Raw genomic sequence first — 19,247 nt, 5'->3', positions numbered from 1 at the left:
ACGGCTCCATTTGTAGTGTTTTAGACCACACCCCTGGCCGGGGGGTGTGGAACGAGGCTCAGGACAGGTGTTCGCGGGCCGCCAGGAAGCCCTGCAGCCGGCCCGGGTGATCGGTGATGATGCCGGTGACCCCGGCGTCCAGCAAGCGCGCCCATTCCTCAGCACGATTGGCCGTGAACACACAGCACGCCAAGTCGGATGCCAAGAACCCCTCGACCAGATCGCGGTGATTGGAGAACCCCTTGACCGAGACATTGACGGCGATGGCCTGCAAGTCCTGCGCCAGCTGTGCGTCCCCCGACTTGGGCGTCATCCGCAGCAGTCCGCGTGGGACCATCGGCATCATGTCGCGCGCCGTTTGCAGGGTCGGTACCGAAAAGCTCTGCACGATCGTCCGATCGGCCATCCCGAAGTCCATGATCTCCTGACTGATCCGGGCCACCGCCCCCGCCGACCACTCGCCCTTGAGCTCCAGGAGCAGATCGCCCCCATGCACGGACAGATCGCCGAGCAGCCCCTCGAGCGTGGGCACGCGTTGGCCGGCGAAGCCGCGCCCCATCCAGATCCCGGCATCGGCCAGGAAGATCCGCTCATCGCTCATATGCACCACATTGCCCTGCGAACCGGTGGTCCGGCCCAGGGTCCCGTCGTGGATGATGACGGGGGTGCCGTCCCCGGAGATCCACGCATCGACCTCGATCAGATCCGCGCCGGTGGCCCGTGCCGCATCCACCGCGGCCAGGGTGTTCTCCGGCGCGACCCCGGAGTATCCGCGGTGCGCGATCACCCACGGCGCGGCCCCGCGCCCGGGGGTCTGCAGGATCTGCTGTGTCTTCAGATACTCGGTGAACATGGCCCCACCCTATGCCAGCCACGTTGCCCGGACATGACAAAGGCCCCACCGCCCGCTGAATGCGGGCGGTGGGGCCTGGCCCGTGCGGCCTACCAGCATCCGCACGAGGTGCCGCCGGGCACCCGCGACGCGGGGCCTCGGCGCCGGTGGGCGATCAGACCACACCGAAGGCCAGCATCGCGTCCGCGACCTTCCGGAAGCCGGCGATGTTCGCGCCCATGACGTAGTTGCCCGGGTGGCCGTATTCCTCGGCCGTGGCCAGGCAGGTGTCGTGGATGGACGTCATGATGGTCGTCAGGCGGTCCTCCGTGTAGTCGAAGGTCCAGGAGTCGCGCTGGGCGTTCTGCTGCATTTCCAGCGCGCTGGTCGCCACGCCACCGGCGTTCGCGGCCTTGCCGGGAGCGTAGGCGGTGCCGGCCTCCCGGAACACGCCGATGGCGCCCTCGGTGCACGGCATGTTCGCACCCTCGGCCACGGCCTTGAGCCCGTTCTTGATGAGCGTGCGCGCTGCGGTCGAGTTCAACTCGTTCTGCGTGGCGCACGGCAGGGCGACGTCGACCGGCACGTCCCAGACGCTGCCGCCGGTGACGAACTTCGCCGAGGACCGGCGGGCCGCGTACTCGCTGATGCGGGCGCGCTCGACCTCCTTGACCTGCTTGAGCAGGGCCAGGTCGATGCCCATCTCGTCATACACATAGCCCGAGGAGTCCGAGGCGGTGTAAACGGTGCCGCCGAGCTGGTGGACCTTCTCGATAGCGTAGATCGCGACATTGCCCGAACCGGACACACTGACCTTGGCGCCGTCGAAGGTCGTGCCCTGGGTCTTGAGCATCTGCTGGGCGAAGATCGCGGCGCCGTAGCCGGTGGCCTCGGTCCGGACCAGGGAACCGCCCCAGGTCAGGCCCTTGCCGGTCAGCACGCCGGATTCGTAGCGATTCGTGATGCGCTTGTACTGGCCGAACAGGAAGCCGATCTCGCGGCCGCCCACGCCGATGTCACCGGCGGGGACGTCGGTGTATTCGCCGATGTAGCGGTAGAGCTCGGTCATGAATGACTGGCAGAAGCGCATGACCTCGTCATCGCTGCGGCCGTGCGGGTCGAAGTCCGAACCGCCCTTGCCGCCGCCGATCGGCAGGCCGGTCAGGGAGTTCTTGAAGATCTGCTCGAAGCCCAGGAACTTGATGATGCCCAGGTTCACCGAGGGGTGGAAACGCAGGCCGCCCTTGTACGGGCCCAGGGCGGAGTTGAACTCCACGCGGAACCCGCGGTTGATCTGCAGTTCGCCCTTGTCGTCGACCCAGGGGACGCGGAAGATGATCTGGCGCTCCGGTTCGCACAGCTGCTGCACGACGCGGGAGTCCTGGTATTCGGGATGACGGTTCCCCATCGCCTGGAGGGAGCCGAGGACCTCGCGGACGGCCTGGTGGAATTCGGGTTCACCGGGATTGCGTTTGAGTACCCGGTCGAGCAGGGATTCGATGGTGTCATGTGCCATTGAGGGCTCCTTTCTGCGCGACTGCCGATCCGGCGAGGGCGCCGGTGGGCGGGCCGGCGGGGCGCCGGCGATAGTGCCGACGGGTATGCCGACGAGTCGCGACCATCCTAGATTCTGCCATGTGAGACAAAACCGTGGACGAGGCGCCCGGGAAGTGAGAAAGGTCCCATGCTCGTCGATCTTCTTGCCACAGTGCTGCAGATCCGCCGGAAATCTTCCGGTTCGGCCCACATTCGCGTGATCCGGTCTTCGCCGACGTCTAGGATCGACCCATGCCCACCGACGCGCACAACCTCCCAGCTGGGAACCGAACCGTCCGCATCATCGGCATGATTGCAGCCCTGCTGTTCATCGCAACGGCCATCGGCGTCATGGCCGTACTCGCCCAGCCGTGGAGGGGGACCGCAGTGGATGCGGCAGTGGGGGCAGCAGTCCTGGGCTTTTTCATCATCCTGCCCTATCTGGTGCCGTTGATCATCCAGCTCCTGGTGAGGAGACCGGCCTGGGTCTCATGGCTCGCCCTGGCCTATACCGTGGTGGCCGGCGCCGCCGGGGTCTGGGTGTACATCGACGTGCTGATGGACGACAGTTCGACGGCGAGCATCGCACTGGCCCTGTTTCCGCCCATGCAATTGGCGGCTCTGGCCGTCGTCGCGCTCATCGCGCTGCCGGTATGGGCGGCACGGAGGCCCTGAGGCTCCGACCCGCTGCCCCAAGCCGGCAGAGGCGACCCCACGGGCGAACGTCCTCCGAAACGACGAAGCCCCCGGGATCTCATGATCCCGGGGGCTTCGGCCTTCGGTGGCAGGTGAAGGATTCGAACCTTCGAAGGCAATGCCGTCTGATTTACAGTCAGATTCCTTTGGCCGCTCGGACAACCTGCCATACACCTGTTGGGTTTCAGCCCGTGTGGCGTACCTGTTAAACAGTACAGGATGATTTCTCGGATACGAAATCAGAGGAGGCCCTTTCCAGCACTTTGTGTCCAGTGTCATATTCGGACGTCGCAGACTGGCCTTCACTAGACTGGTGGCCGTGTATCCGGCCCGCTCGCGGGCATCCGACAGCTAAGGAGCAACCATGGCAAGCGATTCCAGCTTCGACATCGTCAGCAAGGTCGACCGGCAGGAGGCCGACAACGCACTCAACCAGGCCGCCAAGGAGGTCAACTCGCGCTACGACTTCCGCGGCACCGACGCCTCGATCGCCTGGTCGGGCGAATCCATCCTGATCAAGGCCAATGCCGAGGAACGCGTCAAGGCCGTCCTCGACGTCTTCCAGTCCAAGCTGGTCAAGCGCGGGATCTCGCTGAAGTCCCTGGACGCCGGCGAACCCTACCCGTCGGGCAAGGAATATCGGCTCGAGGCCGGCCTCAAGGAGGGCATCGACAAGGAGACCGCCAAGAAGATCACGAAGATCATCCGCGACGAGGGCCCCAAGGGCGTCAAGGCCCCGATCCAGGGCGACGAGGTCCGGGTCAGCTCGAAGAGCCGCGACGACCTGCAGTCGGTCATCGCCCTGCTCAAGGGCAAGGACCTCGACGTCGACCTGCAATTCACGAACTACCGCTGAACCGTCTAGCCTGGATGGAACCCGAAGGGCCCACCGCATCGGACGATGCCGTGGGGCCCTTTCTCACGCCTTCGCACACCGAGGCCGCACCCGGGCGCCGCGATCGCGGCACCCGGGCGCGGCCTCGGTCATCTTCTGGCTACGATCACAGGTCGGGAACCTCCGAGAGAAGAGCCTCGCCTGAGGCTTTCTCTGGGTCGCTCCACGATGCCAAGTCACGGTTGATGCCCAACCACATGAGGACGAATGGTACTGTCGATATGCAGAGTATGACGACACCTGTCACAGTCGCGATCACCAGCCGGGCACGGGAGTAGCGCAAAGGCGACATGTATGCCAGGACTGTACAGAAAATCGGCCCTACGAACAACAGCGGACAAGTGACGAGTTGAGCCGCCACGATTCCAACCAGCCACCAGTCCGTCCTTTGGAAGAAACGACTCGCATCTTCTGTAGCTCGTGTATCCATTTCGCCTCATCTCGTGCGACAACGCAACGGGTCCTCGAACTCATCCGCCAACCTGCCAAGCCTTTGGCTCACCCTTATTCGACACGCGCAGGTGCAATCCAACAGTCAGCCTGATAGGCGACCCTTTGAAGACCAGCGCTGTATCGAACTTGTGCACTGCGTCCGCCGTCTTGCCAGCCTTTGGCTTTCCGCACGAAAGCGGCGTGACCACCCAGCCAACAGCCCAAGACCCCTGGGCATGACAAGTGTGTTTACCTGTCTTCCCCCTGTACTTCTTAATCCAAGCCTTGGAACCATCATAGTAGGTTGTACCTGTGTGTCGCTCGTAAACCACACCGCTTAGATACCCATTGTCCCAACTGCGTTTGTAAATCGGCTTCTTTTTCTTCTTCGCTTTTAGCGCTGTTGCTTCTGGGATGGTCAGCTCGCCAACAGCAGCCGCAGCGTCAATCTCGGCGTCCGTCACAACACCTGTCGTCGAAGTAGTCTCGATCTTGGCATCACACACTTCGATGCCATCGGCAACTGGATCACCTAGCTCTTCGTTGATCTCCCGTACTTGGTCAGCACATTGCTCATTGACAACTGTCGTCGTCGATCTGGTCACTGATCCAGTTGATTGTTCTTCCACCCCTATTGCCTGGGCAGGAATCAACCCACCCATAGCCAGCGCAGCGGCAAGCCCCACTGAAATAGCGAGGCGCCTTCCAAAGAACTCCATAAGTCCTCCTCAGTAGAAATTTGGTCCAGCCATCGCGTACCTCGTACACGCGATTCCTTCACCCTACGAAGAGAACCGGAAGTGCTTGTCCCCCGATCGGGGGACAAACCGGCGGTTTCAATCAGTCAGCGGCACCCTGCGGGACCTCGGAACCGGAGCCCGCGTGGACGGCGGCACGGGCGGCGTCCATCATGGCCTCGCGGGTGGCGAGCTTGATGCGCTCACGGCCCTCGGGCTCGCCTGCGGCGCGCTCCGCGGCGTCCAGCAGGTGGTAGCCCTCCCAGTTCGTGAAGTCCACGCCCTTGGCCTCGAGCAGCTTGACGATCTCGTCCTCGCCCGGATGCGTGGGCGCGGGCAGGGAACCGGCGTGGTAGTCCTCGATCAGGTGCGTGACGGTCTCCAGGGCATCGCCCTTGGTGTGCCCGATCAGGCCGACCGGCCCGCGCTTGATCCAACCCGTCGCGTACAGTCCGGGTTCCACCGGGGCCTGCGCGGCCTCTGCCTGGGAATCGCCCTGGACCACGCGGCCCTCGACGTTCGTCACCACGCCCTTGTGCCGGTCGAAGGGCAGCTGGTCCACAGCGGTGCCGAAGTAGCCGACCGCACGGTAGACCGCGTCCATGTCGTAGTCGATGAACTCCCCCGTGCCATTGACGCCGCCGGTGCCGTCGAGCTGCTGGCGCTCCACCCGTAGGCCGGTCACCCCGGTGGTCTCATCGCCCAGCACGGCCACCGGTGCCTGGAGGAAGTGCAGGTGCAGGCGGCGCTTGGCGCCGGTTTCCTCGCGCAGAGTGAAGTCCGTGAGCGTCTTCGTGACCTGCTTGGTCTGATTGTTCGAGCCGATGGCCTGCATCGAACCCTCGTCGAATTCGAAGTCCTCGGGGTAGACGACGATGTCGACGTCCTTGACATGGCCCAGTTCGCGCAGCTCCAGCGGCGTGAACTTCACCTGCGCCGGGCCACGGCGGCCGAACACGTGCACATCGGTCACGGCCGAGTCCTTCAGTCCCTCGTAGACGTGCGCGGGGATCTCCGTGCTCAGCAGGTCGTCTGCCTGCTTGGACAGGATCCGGGCGACGTCGAGGGCGACGTTGCCGTTGCCGATCACCGCGACGCGCTTGGCGTCCAGCGGCCAGGTCTGCGGGTAGTCCGGGTGCGAGTCGTACCAGTTGACGAAGCGGGCGGCGCCGTAGGAGCGCGGCAGGTCGATGCCGGGGATGTCCAGGGGCGCGTCCTCGATCGAGCCGGTGGAGAAGATGACGGCGTCGTAGAGGTGGCGGAAGTCCTCCAGCGTGATGTCCGTGCCGTAGTCCACATTCGAGAACAGCCGGATGTCGCCGCGGTCCATCACCTTGATCAGCGCATTGATGATGCCCTTGATCCTGGGATGGTCGGGGGCGACGCCGTAGCGGACCAGGCCGAAGGGGGCAGGCAGGCGTTCGAACAGGTCGATGCTCAGATCGAAGTCGCGTTCCGCCTTCGTCAGGATGTCGGCGGCGTAGATCCCGGCGGGGCCGGCACCCACGATGGCCACGCGCAGCGGGCGATCCATAAAACCTCTTTCGTCGTCGTGTGGCACCGGTGTTCACGCCGGCAGCCCCCACCATTCTAGTTGGGTTCCCCTTAGTAGGCCATGTGACTTTGTCCCGCGGCTGCGGTCCGGCGGCGGTAGTCCGGCGGCCGAGGTCCGGGCCCAGTGGGTGGGCAGTTCCGTCCCGCCCAGCGGACGGTGGCTAGAATCCCCCTGTGTCGACTCCCGCTTCCAATGATCCAGTCCCCGCCGCAACCGCCGGTGCCCCCGCGCCTTCACCCGCCGAGGTCCCCGCCGATGTCCGCGACAACCGGCGCCTTGGCCTGTTCCTGGGCTGTGGCGCGTACTTCCTCTGGGGCTTCATGCCCTTCGCGTTCAACGCGGCCAAACCCGCCAGTGGCCTGGAGGTGCTGGCCCACCGGGTCGTCTGGTCGATCGTCCTGTGCGTCATCCTGCTGGCGCTGACCCGCACCTTCCGCGAGGTCTGGGCCATCTGCCGCAACGGCAGGCTGTTCTCCACCCTGACCCTGGCCTCGCTGTTCGCCTGCGCGAACTGGACCATCATGATCTACGCCGTGCTCACCGGCCACGTCCTGGAGAGCTCACTGGGCTATTTCATCAACCCGCTGCTGTCGATCCTGTTGGGCGTGGTGTTCCTGCGCGAGCGCCTTCGCCCGGCGCAATGGGTCGCCGTGGCCGTCGGCGTGGTGGCGGTCGTCGTCATCACGGTGGCCTATGGCCGCGTGCCCTGGTGGAGCCTGGGCCTTGCGGTGTCCTTCGGGCTCTACGGCCTGATCAAGAACCGGGTGGGCGGCAAGGTCGGGGCACTGCCCGGGTTCACGATCGAGACCATGGTCCTCACCCCGTTCGCCCTGGCCTATATCGGCTTCCTCCTGGCCACCGGCGGATCGCACTTCACCGCCGGCGGGCCCTGGCAGGTCGTGGCGATGGTGTTCCTGGGGCCCATCACCGCGGTCCCGCTCATCATGTTCTCCGGTGCGGCCAGCCGGGTGCCGCTGAGCTGGGTGGGGATGATGCAGTACATCGCCCCGACCATGCAGTTCATCTTCGCGCTGACCGTGTTCCACGAGCACATGGATCCCGCGCGCTGGGCGGGCTTCTTCATCGTCTGGGTGGCGATCGTCATCATCACCGTCGACATGCTCCGCGCCTCCCGCCGCCGGTAGGCCCGCACCTTGCCGAGTGGCTCCACAGGTGCACTTGTGGAGCCACCGCCGGATCAGCCGACGCGGTTGACGACCTGGTGGGCGAAGGCGATCAGATCGTCCTTGACCCCACCGGCCGGCAGCGGCGCCAGATCGTCCAGGGCCGCTGTGACCCAGCGACGGGCCTCGGCCCTGGCCCGTTCCATCGCGGGGTGGGCGACCAGCGCGACCCTGGCGGTTTCCAGGGCCTCGTCGCTGCTCAGATCCCGGTCCATCAGCTCCACGACGCGCACCGCGTCCGCGTCGCCGGCGGCCGCCGCGGCCCGCACATAGAGCATCGGCAGGGTGGGCACGCCCTCGCGCAGATCGGTCCCCGGCGTCTTGCCGGACTGGTCCGGCGCGCTGTCCAGGTCGATGATGTCATCGGCCAGCTGGAAGGCCACACCCACCCGCTCGCCGAAGGAGCGCAGCGGCGCAATGTACTCCTCGGGCGCGCCCGAGGCAAGCAGGCCGAACTCCGTGGCCGCGGCGATCAGCGAACCGGTCTTGTCGGCCAGCACGCCGAGGTGGTGGCGCAGCGGGTCGGCCCCGTCGACCGGGCCGATGGTCTCGTGCAGCTGGCCGAGCACCAGGCGCTCGAAGGTCTCCGCCTGCAGCACCACCGCGCGCGGGCCGAGGTCCGCCGACAGCAGGGACGCCTTGGCGAACAACAGGTCGCCCGTCAGAATCGCAACGTTATTACCCCACACGTGCTGAGCTGCGGTCGCACCGCGGCGCACGGGGGCCTCGTCCATCACATCGTCGTGGTACAGCGTGGCCAGATGGGTCAGTTCCACCGCGGCCGCCGCGGTGATGACCTGGGGCCGATCCCGGTCGCCCAGGCCCGCGGCCATCAACACCAGCATGGGCCGGGCCCGCTTGCCCCCGGCGTTCATCAGGTGGTGGGCTGCCGCATCGACCAGCGGATCGGTCTGCCGGGCGGCAGCGCCGAGCACGTCCTCGACCTGCTCCAGATAATCGGCCAGTTCCAGCGCGACTGCGCCCATCCCCATGCTGATCGCCTGGGTCGTGGTCGCAGGCGCGGGGGAAGCAGGCGCGGCCTCCGGAGGAGTCGTCCCAGCCTGTGCCGCCGTAGCAGGGGACTGCGTGCCGGTGTTGCCCGATTCGGTCATAGTCTGTTCCGTTGTACCCATCGTCAGTCGTTCGTCGTCGCCGGCACCAGCTGGTTCAGCGCATAGATCACATGGTCGTAGAGGTCGCGTTCACTGGCCCGCGAACTGTACAGGTTCGCCAGCAGCTTGACGACGAATCTCATCAAGACCCTGCTCCCCATACCGTACTTGATCCCCACATTCATCAGCTCCGGCTTACCGATTATCTCAGCAAAAATCCGGCCCAGGGTGAAATAGGAGCCCAATTCGCCGCGCACCGACTCCGCATACCCGTGCAGTGCCCGCCGGCGTGCGGCGGTGGGATAGTGCTGGTAGGTGGCCACGACCTCGGCGGCCAGGCGGCCGGATTCCATCGCATAGTCGATGCCCTCCCCGTTGAACGGGTTGACCATCCCGGCCGCATCGCCCAGCAGCAGCACGCCGCGGTCGAAGTGCGGGGTGCGGTTGAAGGCCATAGGCAGGGCGGCGGACTTCACGGGCCCGGTGGTACAGGTCTCGTCGATCTGCCATTCGGCGCCCATCGCCTCGATCCAGTCGCGCAGCACCTTGCGGTAGTCGACTTTGCCGAACATCGGCGAGGTGTCGAGGATGCCCAGCCCCACGTTCGCCGTGCCGTCGCCCATCGGGAACAGCCAGCCGTAGCCGGGCATCGGATCGCCCAGCCCGTCGCCGCGGCCGGCCTGGGCAGTGCCGGGTTCGGCCTTCGGGCGCAGTTCCAGCCAGCTCTCGATGAACTCGTCCTGCGACCGCGGCGTGCGGTAGTAGGTGCGCACGGCCACGCCCATCGGCCGGTCCTCGCGCTTCTCATTGCCCATCTGCACGGCGGTGCGCGCCGACACCCCGTCCGCGGCCAACACAACGGGCGCGCGGAAGTGGGTCTCGGGGCCGATCTTGCGACCCTTGTCATTGGTCGCCGTGGCCTGGATCCCGTTGACCCAGCCATCGGCGCCGAAGGTCGGGTGCAGGGCCATGGTGTTCTCGTACAGGGTTGCACCACTGGCCTGCGCGTGGCGGGCCAGGTCCTCGTCGAGCTTCATCCGCGGGCGCGTCAGCCCATAATCCGGCAGGCCGGCGACGCTGGGCCAGTCGATCTCCAGGCGGTGCCCGCCGCCGATCAGCCGCAGGCCCCGGTTGCGGTGCCAGCCGGGTTCGTCCGACTTGTCCAGGCCCAGCAGGCCCAGTTCGTGCACGGCCCGCGGGGTCAGCGCATCGCCGCAGATCTTATCGCGCGGGAACCGGGCCTTCTCCAGGACGACGACGTCCAGACCGGCCCGAGCCAGGTGTGCCGCGGCCGAGGCGCCCGCCGGTCCCGCGCCCACGACGATGACATCGGCGCTGACGGTCTGCACCTCAGGCGACCCCCGCCGAGGCGGCACCCGGGTTGCCCTCCGCACGTGCGGGGGCCTCGGGCGCTGCTGTCTCCGGTGCCGGGGCGGCCGGCTTGTAACCGCGGTGCAGGGCGACGATCCCGCCGGTGAGGTTGCGGTACTGCACGCGGTCGAACCCGGCGTCGCGGATCAGGTGGGCCAGCGGCACCTGGGCCGGCCAGGCGCGGATCGATTCGGCCAAGTAGACATAGGCGTCGGGACTGGAGCTGACGGCCTTGGCGACGGCCGGCAGGGCGCGCATGATGTAGCCCTTGTAGAACTTGGCGAAGGGCTTGAAGGTGGGGGTGGAGAACTCGGAGACGATGAGGCGCCCGCCCGGTTTGAGGACCCGGTACATCTCGGACAGGGCGGTGGCGGTGTCCTGGACATTGCGGAAGCCATAGGTGATGGTCACCGCGTCGAAGGTCTCGTCGTCGAAGGGCAGGTCGAGCGCATCGGCGTAGACGAACTCGATTTCGGGGTGGCGGCGCCGCCCCACCTCCAGCATCCCCTCGGAGATATCGCCTGCGATCACCTGCGCGCCGGCCCTGGCATAGGGCACCGAGGATGAGCCCGTGCCGGCGGCCAGGTCGAGGATCTTCTCGCCGGGCTGCGGGTCGACGGCCTTGGTGTTCTCCACGCGCCACCAGCGCGAGATCCCGAACGTCATGGCATCGTTGGTCAGGTCGTAGCGTTCGGCCACGGCGTCGAACATCGATGCGACGTCGGTCTTCTGCTTGTCCAGGTTCGCGCGAGTCATACGCCTAGTTTCTCAGCCCGCGCGCCCACCTGACCACCCGGGGCGGGGATCGTCTCTGTATCCTTGCTCACCCGGTCTGCGGGCCGGTGTCCGACGGGGGCCGGAAACCCCGGTCCCCGGCCGCGGCCTCGAACCGGCATCCGGCCGCTTAGCATTGAAGGGTGATGCGTTTCGATCTTGAGGACACTTCGGCCCCCACAACCTCCGGCCTGCCGAGCCTGCGCGTGCGCTCGTGGTTCATCGACGGCGTCAACCCGGAGGCGCCCCGACCCTTCTCCAGTGGCCTGCCCACCAGTCCCGAGGACTTCCTGACCAAACTCCCAACCGACACCCTGGCCTGCTGGGTCAGGGGCCATTCCGGCCTGGTGGGCTTCGGCCGGACCCTGCGCCTGAGCGCCACCGGGGCCGACCGCTTCACCCGACTGTCCGCGGCCTGGCGAGCGCTGGCGGGTACGGCGGAGGTCGACGATCCGGTCCAGTTGCCCGGCTCCGGCCTGCTGGGCTTCAGCTCCCTGTCCTTCGCCGACGATTCGCGGACCGCCAGTGTCATCGACGTGCCCACTTTCCTGATGGGCCGGCGCGATGGCCGGGTCTGGCTGACGCAGATCACCTATCCCGACCAGGACGTCAGCCCCCTGCGGCTGTCCGATGCCCGGTTGTCCCCGGTACGCGGGGCCAGGCTGTCGGCCGGGCGGGTCACTGCGGGGAAGTACCGGAGGATCGTCGGCGAGGTCTCCGCCCGGTTGCGCGCGGCCGCCGACGACCCCGCAGACGATTTGCTGAAGGTGGTCCTGGCCCGTGACACCGTGGTGCAGGCCGATGCCGACATCGATCTGCGCGCGGTATTGGGCCGGCTGAACCGGGCCTTCCCGTCGACGTGGACCTATGCGGTGGCGGGCCTGGTGGGGGCGACTCCCGAACTGCTCATCGGCGTGCAGGACGGGGTCGTGTCCTCCCGCGTGCTGGCCGGGACCTACCGGGTCCAGCACGATCCGGAGTCCGAGCTCGATGCAGCGCGCAAGCAGCTGGGCGCGCACAAGGACTCGCAGGAGCATCGCTATGCGATCCACTCCCTCGAACAGTCTCTGACACCCCTGAGCTCGGATCTGCGGGTGGATTCCGAACCGCATCTGCTGGCCCTGAGCAATGTCATCCACCTGGCCAGCGATGCCCGTGGCACGCTGGATACCCGGGTCCCGGCGGCGGGGAGCGCCGCTGCGGGCGGGGTGCGCGGTGGCGCCGGGGACCTCGGCCCTGGAGCCGGCCCCGGGACCGGCGGGGCGGCCGATCGGCCATGGGCGCTCGAGGTCGCGGCGGCCGTGCATCCGACCGCTGCGGTGGGCGGGGTGCCCACGGATCAGGCGACCAGGGTGATCCGGGAATCCGAGGCGGCCGACCGGGGCCGCTTCGCAGGTCCCATCGGCTGGGTCGACGGCTATGGCAACGGCCAGTTGGGCATCGCCCTGCGCTGCGGACAGCTCGAGGCCCGCGACCGGATCCGGCTGTGGGCCGGCGCCGGGATCATGCCCGATTCCGATCCGGAGTCCGAACTGGCCGAGACCTGGGCCAAGATGAAGCCCATGCGCCAAGCCCTCGGCCTGGAGTAATCCCCGAGCCGTCAGGACAGGACGGGTGGGAGGGGGATCTCGTAGAGGCCGGGGCGGGCCTCGGCGACTACTCGGGACACTGCGGCGGGGCCGTCCAGGCTCTCGTAGTGCCAGTCGTATTCGGCCGCCAGATGGGCAAAGCCCCGACCGTGCGGGGTCGCGAAGTACGGACCGAAGTAGGGCGCCAGGTAGTCCTGCCCGTGTTCGAGGCCCGCGAAGATCCGTCCGCCGTCGTCGTTGAGGACGAAGATCTGCAGACTCGCGCGTGCCTCGCCCGTCATCCGCAGCAGCCCGCCGGCGTCGTGGAGCAGCGCCAGATCCCCGATCAACAGCCTGACCGGGGCCGAGGCCGCACCCGGCTTCGGCCCGGCCAGCACCCTGGCCATGCCGACGGCGGTGGACACGAGTCCGTCGATACCCGCCAGACCGCGGCTCGCACTGATCCGCGCGTGCCGATCCGTGATCCGGTCGGCATAGCGGACCACCGATGAGCTGGCCAGCAGCACATGGCCCTCGGCCCGCAGCACCGGGGCGATGAGGGCCGCTGGGCCGGAGGGCTGACCAGCGCCGCCCGCTCCGGCCGCAGTCGAGCCAACGGCTGCAGCCGAGTCGTGCCCGGCACCTTCGTCCTGTGCGGCGAGCGCGCGCCCGGCCTCCAGCCATTCGGCGAGCCAGGGTGCGGCACCCGGCACATCCGGACCCCGCACATCCCCCAGGCCCAGAGCCAACTCGGCCCAGGCCGCGTCGTCCACTCGGTCCAGATCGGCCTGCACGTGGACGAGGGTCACCGCGGGATCGGCGAGGAGCTTGGCATCGGGCCTGAACAGCGTGGGTTTGCCCGCGACCACCACCGTGGCGATCCGTGTTCGCAGGGTCGGCGCGCCCGCCAGCACCTCGGTGTGGCGGGCCACGGCATGCTGGTGGACGAACAGGGGCGCAGTCGGTTCGGCCAGGACGGGCAGGCCCAGGCGGGTGGCCAGTTCGCCCACGCGCCGCTGGCCCAATCCGAAGTCGTCACCGGCGAGCACCACGGTGCTCGTGGGGTCCAGCCGGTGCAGGGCCTCACCCAGCCGGGGATCCAACGGCGCCGGAGCCTGCGCGGGCGCGGCCTCTGATCCCGCGGGCGTCCAGGGGAAGTCCACGCGTTCGGGCACCAGGGGGACGTCAAACTGGATGTTCAGCTGCACCGGACCGGGTGTGCCGGCCAGGGCGCCGGGGCCCAACGCGCCGCCGGCGGGCTCCCCCACCGAACCACCCGCCACGGTCCCGGCGAATCCGGAGCCCAGGGCCGCCTCGGCCGCCACCCGGGCCGCGTTCGGGGCGTCGCCACCGACCTCCACGTCAATGCCCGCCCGCACATCGGTCAGCACCCGCGACTGATCGTCGATCGTCTGATTGGCCCCGGTGGCGCGCAGCCGGGCGGGCCGGTCGGCCGTCAGCAGGAGCAGGGGGACATGGGAGTAGGAGGCCTCGAGCACTGCCGGGTGCAGATTCGCGACGGCGGTGCCCGAGGTCGTCACCACCGCGACCAGCCCGTCGCCCGAGCCCTCGGCCCGCAGGCCCTTGGCCAGGCCCAATGCCAGGAAGCCGGCATCGCGCTCGTCGATCCGCACACTCGTTTCCACCAGCCCCTGCCTGGCCAGTTCCGCGAAGGCGTAGGTCAGCGGAGCCGAGCGCGAGCCGGGGCAGATGACGACATGGCGTAGGCCCAGGCGGAGCAGTTCGACGGCGAGGGCGCGAGCGGAGGCGGTGGAAGCATTCATCGGCCCTATTTTTCCACCGAACTATGATGGAACTATGAGCTACCCGCCCAATCCCTATGCCGAGTCAGTGACCCCACGGACCCCTTCCGTCTTCCGGGGCGACGCGCACCGGGTCTGGCAGCTCGTCGTGGGGATCGTGGCCTTCTTCGCGGCCCAGTTGGTCGCCGGTGTCGTCACGTTCTTCTCCGCCCTGCTGCGCGGGAGCCTCACCATCGACGCCGCCACTGGCGCGGGCGCGTCCGTCCGGGTGGTCCGGCCCGATGGCTCCACCGCCGATGTGGCGCAGGCCGGGATGTCGGTGTTCGGCGGGCTCGACATGCTCATCGGCATGGTCGTGGGCGCCGCTCTGTCCTTCGTGTTCTATCTGCTCATCATGCGCTTCATCGCGGGCAATCCGGGCCTGGGCCTTGGCAAGCACCAGCGCCTCATCGAATTCGTCACCGGCCTGGGCACCGGACTCGTGCTGATGGGGGTGTCCGTCGGTGTGATCGCCCTGTTCGGCGGCTACCGGACCACCGGCATCACCACCGGCCCTGCGCTGTGGGACGGCCTGTTCTACGCCGCAGCCATCGGGATCGGTGCGGGTTTCATGGAGGAAATCCTGTTCCGCGGGTTCCTGCTGCGCGTCCTCGATGCCTGGCTGGGCAGTTGGGCCGCACTGGCGATCACCTCTGTGCTGTTCGGGCTGGTGCATCTGAGCAACCCCGGCGCATCGGTCTTCGGCGCCGTGGCCATCATGCTGGAGGCCGGCGTCCTGCTGGGTGCGGCCTATCTGCTGACCCGCCGGCTGTGGCTGGCGATCGGCATCCACGTGGCGTGGAACTTCGTCCAGGGCGGGATCTTCTCCTCGAACGTCTCCGGCACCGGCGAGCGCACCGGCCTGTTCGAAGCACACTGGTCAGGGCCCGCCTGGCTGACCGGCGGGTCGATGGGCATCGAGGCCTCGGTGGTCACGCTGGTCGTCGCCCTGGCCGCGGGCATCGTGCTGCTGGCCCTGGCCCGGCACCAGGGCATGTTGCTGGGACCTGTGCGCCGCACGCGCGCTTAGACCCCGGCGGGCCGGATTCCGCTGCTACCGCACCACCTCTGCGCCGAGGTGTCACACAAGGGTGTCACACAAGTAGGTCGGTGTCGGAAAAGGTCGCTTTCCGTGCCCCACGAGCGGAAGTTCATGACACCTTCCTACCTTTGTGACAGGTGGGCCCAGCAGCGATCCAGCCGCTCAAGCCACCAGGCTGTGCGTGGGGCGGGGGCGGCCAGGGCGGCCAGGGCCGCGGGGTCGGGGCTGATTCGACCCGGCGACAGGACTCCGGCGTGGGCGCGCAGCGGCGGGTCGACGACGTCGCGGGCGAACAGCGAGCTGGTGCCCAGGCCAGCGGCCCACACCTCCTGGGCCGAGGCCCCGCTCCCGGTGCGACCGCCCGCGCCGCCCGGCAGCCCCGCGCCGCACGCAGGCCCGGGGCCGCACGCAGGCCCGGAGCCGGCGGCACCCGCGACCGAGCAGCCCGCTCCCCCGCGCAGCGCGGCGGCCAGGGCGACGCCGGCCGCCAGGCCGACCGAGGTGTCCAGCGCACTGGAGACCGTGGCGGGCAGGCCGGCGGCCGCGACGACCTCGCGCGCGGCCCGGATGCCGCCCAGCGGCTGGACCTTGACGATGATCTGGTCGGCCGCCCCCAACCGCGCGACCCGCAGTGGGTCGGAGGCCTTGCGGATGGATTCGTCGGCTGCCAGGCGCAGCGGCAGGCCGGCGGCGGCGACCCAGTCGTGCAGTCGGGCCAGGTCCTCGGTGTCCAGCACGGGCTGTTCGATGTATTCGAGCCGTTCGGTGAAGCCGGGCAGTGCGGCGAAGGCGCGCAGGGCATGCTGCGCCTCGGCCGGGGTGTAACGGCCGTTGGCGTCCAGGCGCAGGCGCAGCTGCGGCCCGGCGGCCATCACCGCGCGGATCCGCGCCAGGTCGTCGGCCAGAGTCGCGGCCCCGCGCTCTGCCACCTTGATCTTGACGGTGCGCACTCCGTCGTAACGGGCCAGGATGCCCGGCACGTCCGCCGCAGGGCAGGCGGGCACGGTGCCGTTGACGGGCACGGGGTCCAGCGCCGGGACCGCAGCCGATTCCGCAGCCGGACCGCCCACCAGCTCGGCGTAGTCACAGCTCGCGTACTCGACGGTGGCGGCCAGCCAGCGGGAGGCCTCGGCGGTGTCGTATTCGGTGAACGGCGAGAACTCCGCCCAACCGGCCGGACCGTGCACCAGCATCGCCTCACGCACCGTGATACCGCGGAACTTCGCAACCATCGGCAGGCAGACCACGCGGATATCGTCGAACAGCTCGCGCGGGTCCGCGGGCAGGTCAGGATGGACGGGAGCGGGTACGGAGGACGGCACTGGGGGTACGCGCGAATCGGTCATGACCCCACCCTAGTGCGCGCCGACCGAACTAGACGTAGGTCCACCGAACTAGACTTGAGTCCATGAGTGAGACGCAGACCGACCCCGCACAGAACCCGGCATCGGTATCCGAGATCTTCGATCCGACCAAGTGGCGGGAGGTCGCGGGCTTCGACTTCACCGACATCACCTACCATCGGGCGCTCAACCCCGACGGCTCCGACTTCGGCTGCGTGCGCATCGCCTTCGACCGGCCCGAGGTCCGCAACGCCTTCCGGCCCCACACCGTCGACGAACTGTACCGGGCGCTCGACCACGCCAGGCAGACCTCGGACGTGGGCTGCGTGCTGCTGACCGGCAACGGCCCCAGCCCCAAGGACGGCGGCTGGGCCTTCTGCTCCGGCGGGGACCAGCGGATCCGCGGGCGCTCGGGCTACCAGTACGCCTCCGGCGAGACCGCCGAATCGGTCGACCCGGCGCGCGCCGGCCGGCTGCACATCCTGGAGGTCCAGCGCCTCATCCGGATGATGCCCAAGGTCGTCATCGCGGTGGTACCGGGCTGGGCGGCCGGCGGCGGGCACAGCCTGCACGTGGTCTGCGATATGACCATCGCCAGCCGCGAACACGCGAAGTTCAAGCAGACAGACGCGGACGTGGGCAGCTACGACGCCGGCTACGGCAGCGCCTACCTGGCGAAGATGGTGGGCCAGAAGAAGGCCCGTGAGATCTTCTTCCTGGGCCGCACCTACTCCGCGCAGGACATGGCCGACATGGGCGCGGTCAACGAGGTCGTCGACCACGCCGATCTGGAGAACGCGGCCCTGACCATGGCCCACGAGATCCTGGGCAAGTCCCCCAACGCCCAGCGGATGCTCAAGTTCGCCTTCAACCTGGCCGACGATGGTCTGATGGGCCAGCAGGTCTTCGCCGGCGAGGCCACCCGCCTGGGCTATATGACCGACGAGGCGGTCGAGGGCCGCGACGCCTTCCTGGAAAAGCGCGACCCCGACTGGTCGCCCTACCCCTGGTACTACTGAGCGGGACCCCACCGGATTGTCCGAGCCACAGAGCAGCATGAACAGCACAGTGAACCCCGTCCGCACCCTGCGCCCAACCCCGGCCGAACTGAGCGAATTGCTGGCCGGCGCCATGGCCGGCCGGCACACCGTGGTCTTACCCGCATCCCGGTCCGGCGAGGTCCACGTGGTGGCACCTGAGGCCTTCCGCCCCGACCCGGCCAGGGGGGACCAGGCGCCGCCCGCCCTGGTCGTCTACACCTCCGGTTCCACGGGTGACCCCAAGGGCGTGGCCCTGTCCGCCAGGGCCCTCGAGGTATCGGGCCGCGCGACCGAGGCAGCACTGGGCGGGCCGGGCACCTGGTACCTGCCGCTGGCCCCGCACCACATCGCCGGCGCCCAGGTGCTGCTGCGCTCGCTCATGGCCGGCACCACTCCCCTGGTCTCACTGGGTCATTTCGACGCCGCGGGCTTCACCGCAGATGTGGACCGCCTGGTCTCCGAGGCCGGCCAGGCCGCACGCCTCTACGCCTCCCTGGTGCCCACACAATTGGTGCGGATCCTGCGCGATACGGCGGCGACCCGGGCCGCGGGGAGGTTCGATGCGATCCTGCTGGGCGGGGCCTCGGTCGCGCCCTCCGTGATGGCAGCCGCCGAGGCCGCGGGCCTGCGGATCGTGCGCACCTACGGCATGTCGGAGACCGGCGGCGGCTGCGTCTACAACGGCGTGCCCTTCGACGGCGTCCACATGTCGATCGACGCACAGTCGCGCGTGGTCTTGGCCGGGCCCGTGCTGGCGGATTCCTATGTGCGCTTGGAGGATGCTCCGGCACTGCTGCGCGCCCTGCCGGATACCGGCACGGGGTTCGCAGGCTCCGGTGCCACGCGCTCCTTCACCACCAGCGACCTCGGCCGCATCAGCGACGGGGTGCTCGACGTGTTGGGCCGTGCCGACGACGTCATCGTGGTCGGCGGGGAGAACATCGCGCCCCTGGCTGTGGAGAACGCACTGTTGGCAGCCCTGGAACCGCACGGCGTCGCCGAGGTCCTGCTCACCTGGCTGCCCGACCCCGAGTGGGGCGCGGCCCTGGTCGCGCTGCTACGCGCGGACTCCGGCCCCTTCGCGGCGACCGGCGAGGGGGCACGTGCAGCGGACCTGGCAGCCGAACTCAAAGAACTGCTGCCCGCCTCGTTCCCGGGGATCCACCGACCGCGCTTCGTGCTGCCCGTGACGACGATCCCGGCCAAGGGCATCGGCAAACCGGATCGGCGGGCTGCCCGCGAACTGGCCGTGCGGGCCCTGGGCTGAACCGCGCCGGCGCGCGGCGTGGTGCGCTGTGGCCCAGTCGCAAGCCGCCTGATCCCACGGA

General features: G+C 68.5%; 16 protein-coding genes and 1 tRNA gene. 7 read left to right on the top strand and 10 right to left on the bottom strand.

Features of this window, described 5'->3' with window-relative positions; genetic code table 11:
• Positions 1-58: 58 nt before the first annotated feature.
• Both NQ034_RS08570 and gdhA read right to left on the bottom strand, forming a co-directional pair.
• Positions 59-853 carry a glycerophosphodiester phosphodiesterase gene (locus tag NQ034_RS08570; RefSeq protein ID WP_257048285.1) on the bottom strand — a complete coding sequence of 265 codons (795 nt, stop codon included), beginning with the start codon at positions 851-853 and terminating at the stop codon, positions 59-61.
• A gap of 154 nt (positions 854-1,007) precedes the next feature.
• Positions 1,008-2,348: an NADP-specific glutamate dehydrogenase gene (gene gdhA / locus NQ034_RS08565; protein ID WP_257048284.1), complete on the bottom strand. Its 1,341-nt coding sequence runs from the start codon at positions 2,346-2,348 to the stop codon at positions 1,008-1,010.
• Between the two features lie 272 nt (positions 2,349-2,620).
• Here gdhA and NQ034_RS08560 point away from each other — a divergent pair, with 272 nt between their 5' ends.
• Positions 2,621-3,043 (top strand): hypothetical protein, encoded by a 423-nt coding sequence (locus NQ034_RS08560; protein WP_257048283.1) that lies wholly within the window; start codon positions 2,621-2,623, stop codon positions 3,041-3,043.
• Positions 3,044-3,150: 107 nt separating this feature from the next.
• Here NQ034_RS08560 and NQ034_RS08555 read toward each other — a convergent pair.
• Positions 3,151-3,232, bottom strand: a tRNA-Tyr gene (locus NQ034_RS08555).
• A gap of 196 nt (positions 3,233-3,428) precedes the next feature.
• Between NQ034_RS08555 and NQ034_RS08550 the strand changes: the two genes are divergently transcribed.
• Positions 3,429-3,920 (top strand): YajQ family cyclic di-GMP-binding protein, encoded by a 492-nt coding sequence (locus NQ034_RS08550; RefSeq protein ID WP_257048281.1) that lies wholly within the window; start codon positions 3,429-3,431, stop codon positions 3,918-3,920.
• 509 nt (positions 3,921-4,429) lie between these two features.
• Here the strand turns inward: NQ034_RS08550 and NQ034_RS08545 are convergent.
• Together NQ034_RS08545 and NQ034_RS08540 are read right to left on the bottom strand one after the other, a co-directional pair.
• The gene (locus NQ034_RS08545; protein ID WP_257048280.1) at positions 4,430-5,110 is read right to left on the bottom strand and encodes a hypothetical protein; all 681 of its coding nucleotides are present in this window, start codon (positions 5,108-5,110) and stop codon (positions 4,430-4,432) included.
• A gap of 121 nt (positions 5,111-5,231) precedes the next feature.
• Positions 5,232-6,662, bottom strand: coding sequence for an FAD-dependent oxidoreductase (locus NQ034_RS08540; RefSeq protein WP_257048278.1), 1,431 nt, complete (start codon positions 6,660-6,662; stop codon positions 5,232-5,234).
• A gap of 194 nt (positions 6,663-6,856) precedes the next feature.
• Between NQ034_RS08540 and rarD the strand changes: the two genes are divergently transcribed.
• The gene (gene rarD / locus NQ034_RS08535; RefSeq protein WP_257048277.1) at positions 6,857-7,828 is read left to right on the top strand and encodes an EamA family transporter RarD; all 972 of its coding nucleotides are present in this window, start codon (positions 6,857-6,859) and stop codon (positions 7,826-7,828) included.
• Positions 7,829-7,881: 53 nt separating this feature from the next.
• Here rarD and NQ034_RS08530 read toward each other — a convergent pair whose 3' ends face one another.
• From NQ034_RS08530 to NQ034_RS08520, 3 genes are read right to left on the bottom strand one after another with little or no spacing between them, the layout of a single operon-like run.
• Positions 7,882-8,979 (bottom strand): polyprenyl synthetase family protein, encoded by a 1,098-nt coding sequence (locus tag NQ034_RS08530; protein ID WP_257048276.1) that lies wholly within the window; start codon positions 8,977-8,979, stop codon positions 7,882-7,884.
• A gap of 23 nt (positions 8,980-9,002) precedes the next feature.
• The gene (locus tag NQ034_RS08525; protein WP_257048275.1) at positions 9,003-10,328 is read right to left on the bottom strand and encodes a geranylgeranyl reductase family protein; all 1,326 of its coding nucleotides are present in this window, start codon (positions 10,326-10,328) and stop codon (positions 9,003-9,005) included.
• Between the two features lies 1 nt (position 10,329).
• Positions 10,330-11,106, bottom strand: coding sequence for a demethylmenaquinone methyltransferase (locus NQ034_RS08520; RefSeq protein ID WP_257048274.1), 777 nt, complete (start codon positions 11,104-11,106; stop codon positions 10,330-10,332).
• A gap of 164 nt (positions 11,107-11,270) precedes the next feature.
• Between NQ034_RS08520 and NQ034_RS08515 the strand changes: the two genes are divergently transcribed.
• The gene (locus tag NQ034_RS08515; protein WP_257048272.1) at positions 11,271-12,713 is read left to right on the top strand and encodes an isochorismate synthase; all 1,443 of its coding nucleotides are present in this window, start codon (positions 11,271-11,273) and stop codon (positions 12,711-12,713) included.
• An 11-nt stretch (positions 12,714-12,724) separates the two neighbouring features.
• Here NQ034_RS08515 and NQ034_RS08510 read toward each other — a convergent pair whose 3' ends face one another.
• Positions 12,725-14,476: a thiamine pyrophosphate-binding protein gene (locus NQ034_RS08510; protein ID WP_257048270.1), complete on the bottom strand. Its 1,752-nt coding sequence runs from the start codon at positions 14,474-14,476 to the stop codon at positions 12,725-12,727.
• Between the two features lie 34 nt (positions 14,477-14,510).
• Here NQ034_RS08510 and NQ034_RS08505 point away from each other — a divergent pair, with 34 nt between their 5' ends.
• Complete coding sequence (locus NQ034_RS08505; protein WP_257048268.1) at positions 14,511-15,524, top strand: CPBP family intramembrane glutamic endopeptidase; 1,014 nt, start codon at positions 14,511-14,513, stop codon at positions 15,522-15,524.
• Between the two features lie 134 nt (positions 15,525-15,658).
• Here the strand turns inward: NQ034_RS08505 and NQ034_RS08500 are convergent, their stop codons facing one another.
• The gene (locus tag NQ034_RS08500) at positions 15,659-16,882 is read right to left on the bottom strand and encodes an o-succinylbenzoate synthase (RefSeq protein WP_257048266.1); all 1,224 of its coding nucleotides are present in this window, start codon (positions 16,880-16,882) and stop codon (positions 15,659-15,661) included.
• A gap of 62 nt (positions 16,883-16,944) precedes the next feature.
• Between NQ034_RS08500 and NQ034_RS08495 the strand changes: the two genes are divergently transcribed.
• Complete coding sequence (locus NQ034_RS08495; protein ID WP_257048264.1) at positions 16,945-17,898, top strand: 1,4-dihydroxy-2-naphthoyl-CoA synthase; 954 nt, start codon at positions 16,945-16,947, stop codon at positions 17,896-17,898.
• Between the two features lie 37 nt (positions 17,899-17,935).
• Positions 17,936-19,186 carry an AMP-binding protein gene (locus NQ034_RS08490; protein WP_257048263.1) on the top strand — a complete coding sequence of 417 codons (1,251 nt, stop codon included), beginning with the start codon at positions 17,936-17,938 and terminating at the stop codon, positions 19,184-19,186.
• Positions 19,187-19,247: the final 61 nt, after the last annotated feature.

Origin of the sequence: Brevibacterium moorei (assembly GCF_024580735.1) — a bacterium.
Classification (GTDB): domain Bacteria; phylum Actinomycetota; class Actinomycetes; order Actinomycetales; family Brevibacteriaceae; genus Brevibacterium; species Brevibacterium moorei.
This window is presented reverse-complemented; position numbering and strand designations above follow the sequence as displayed.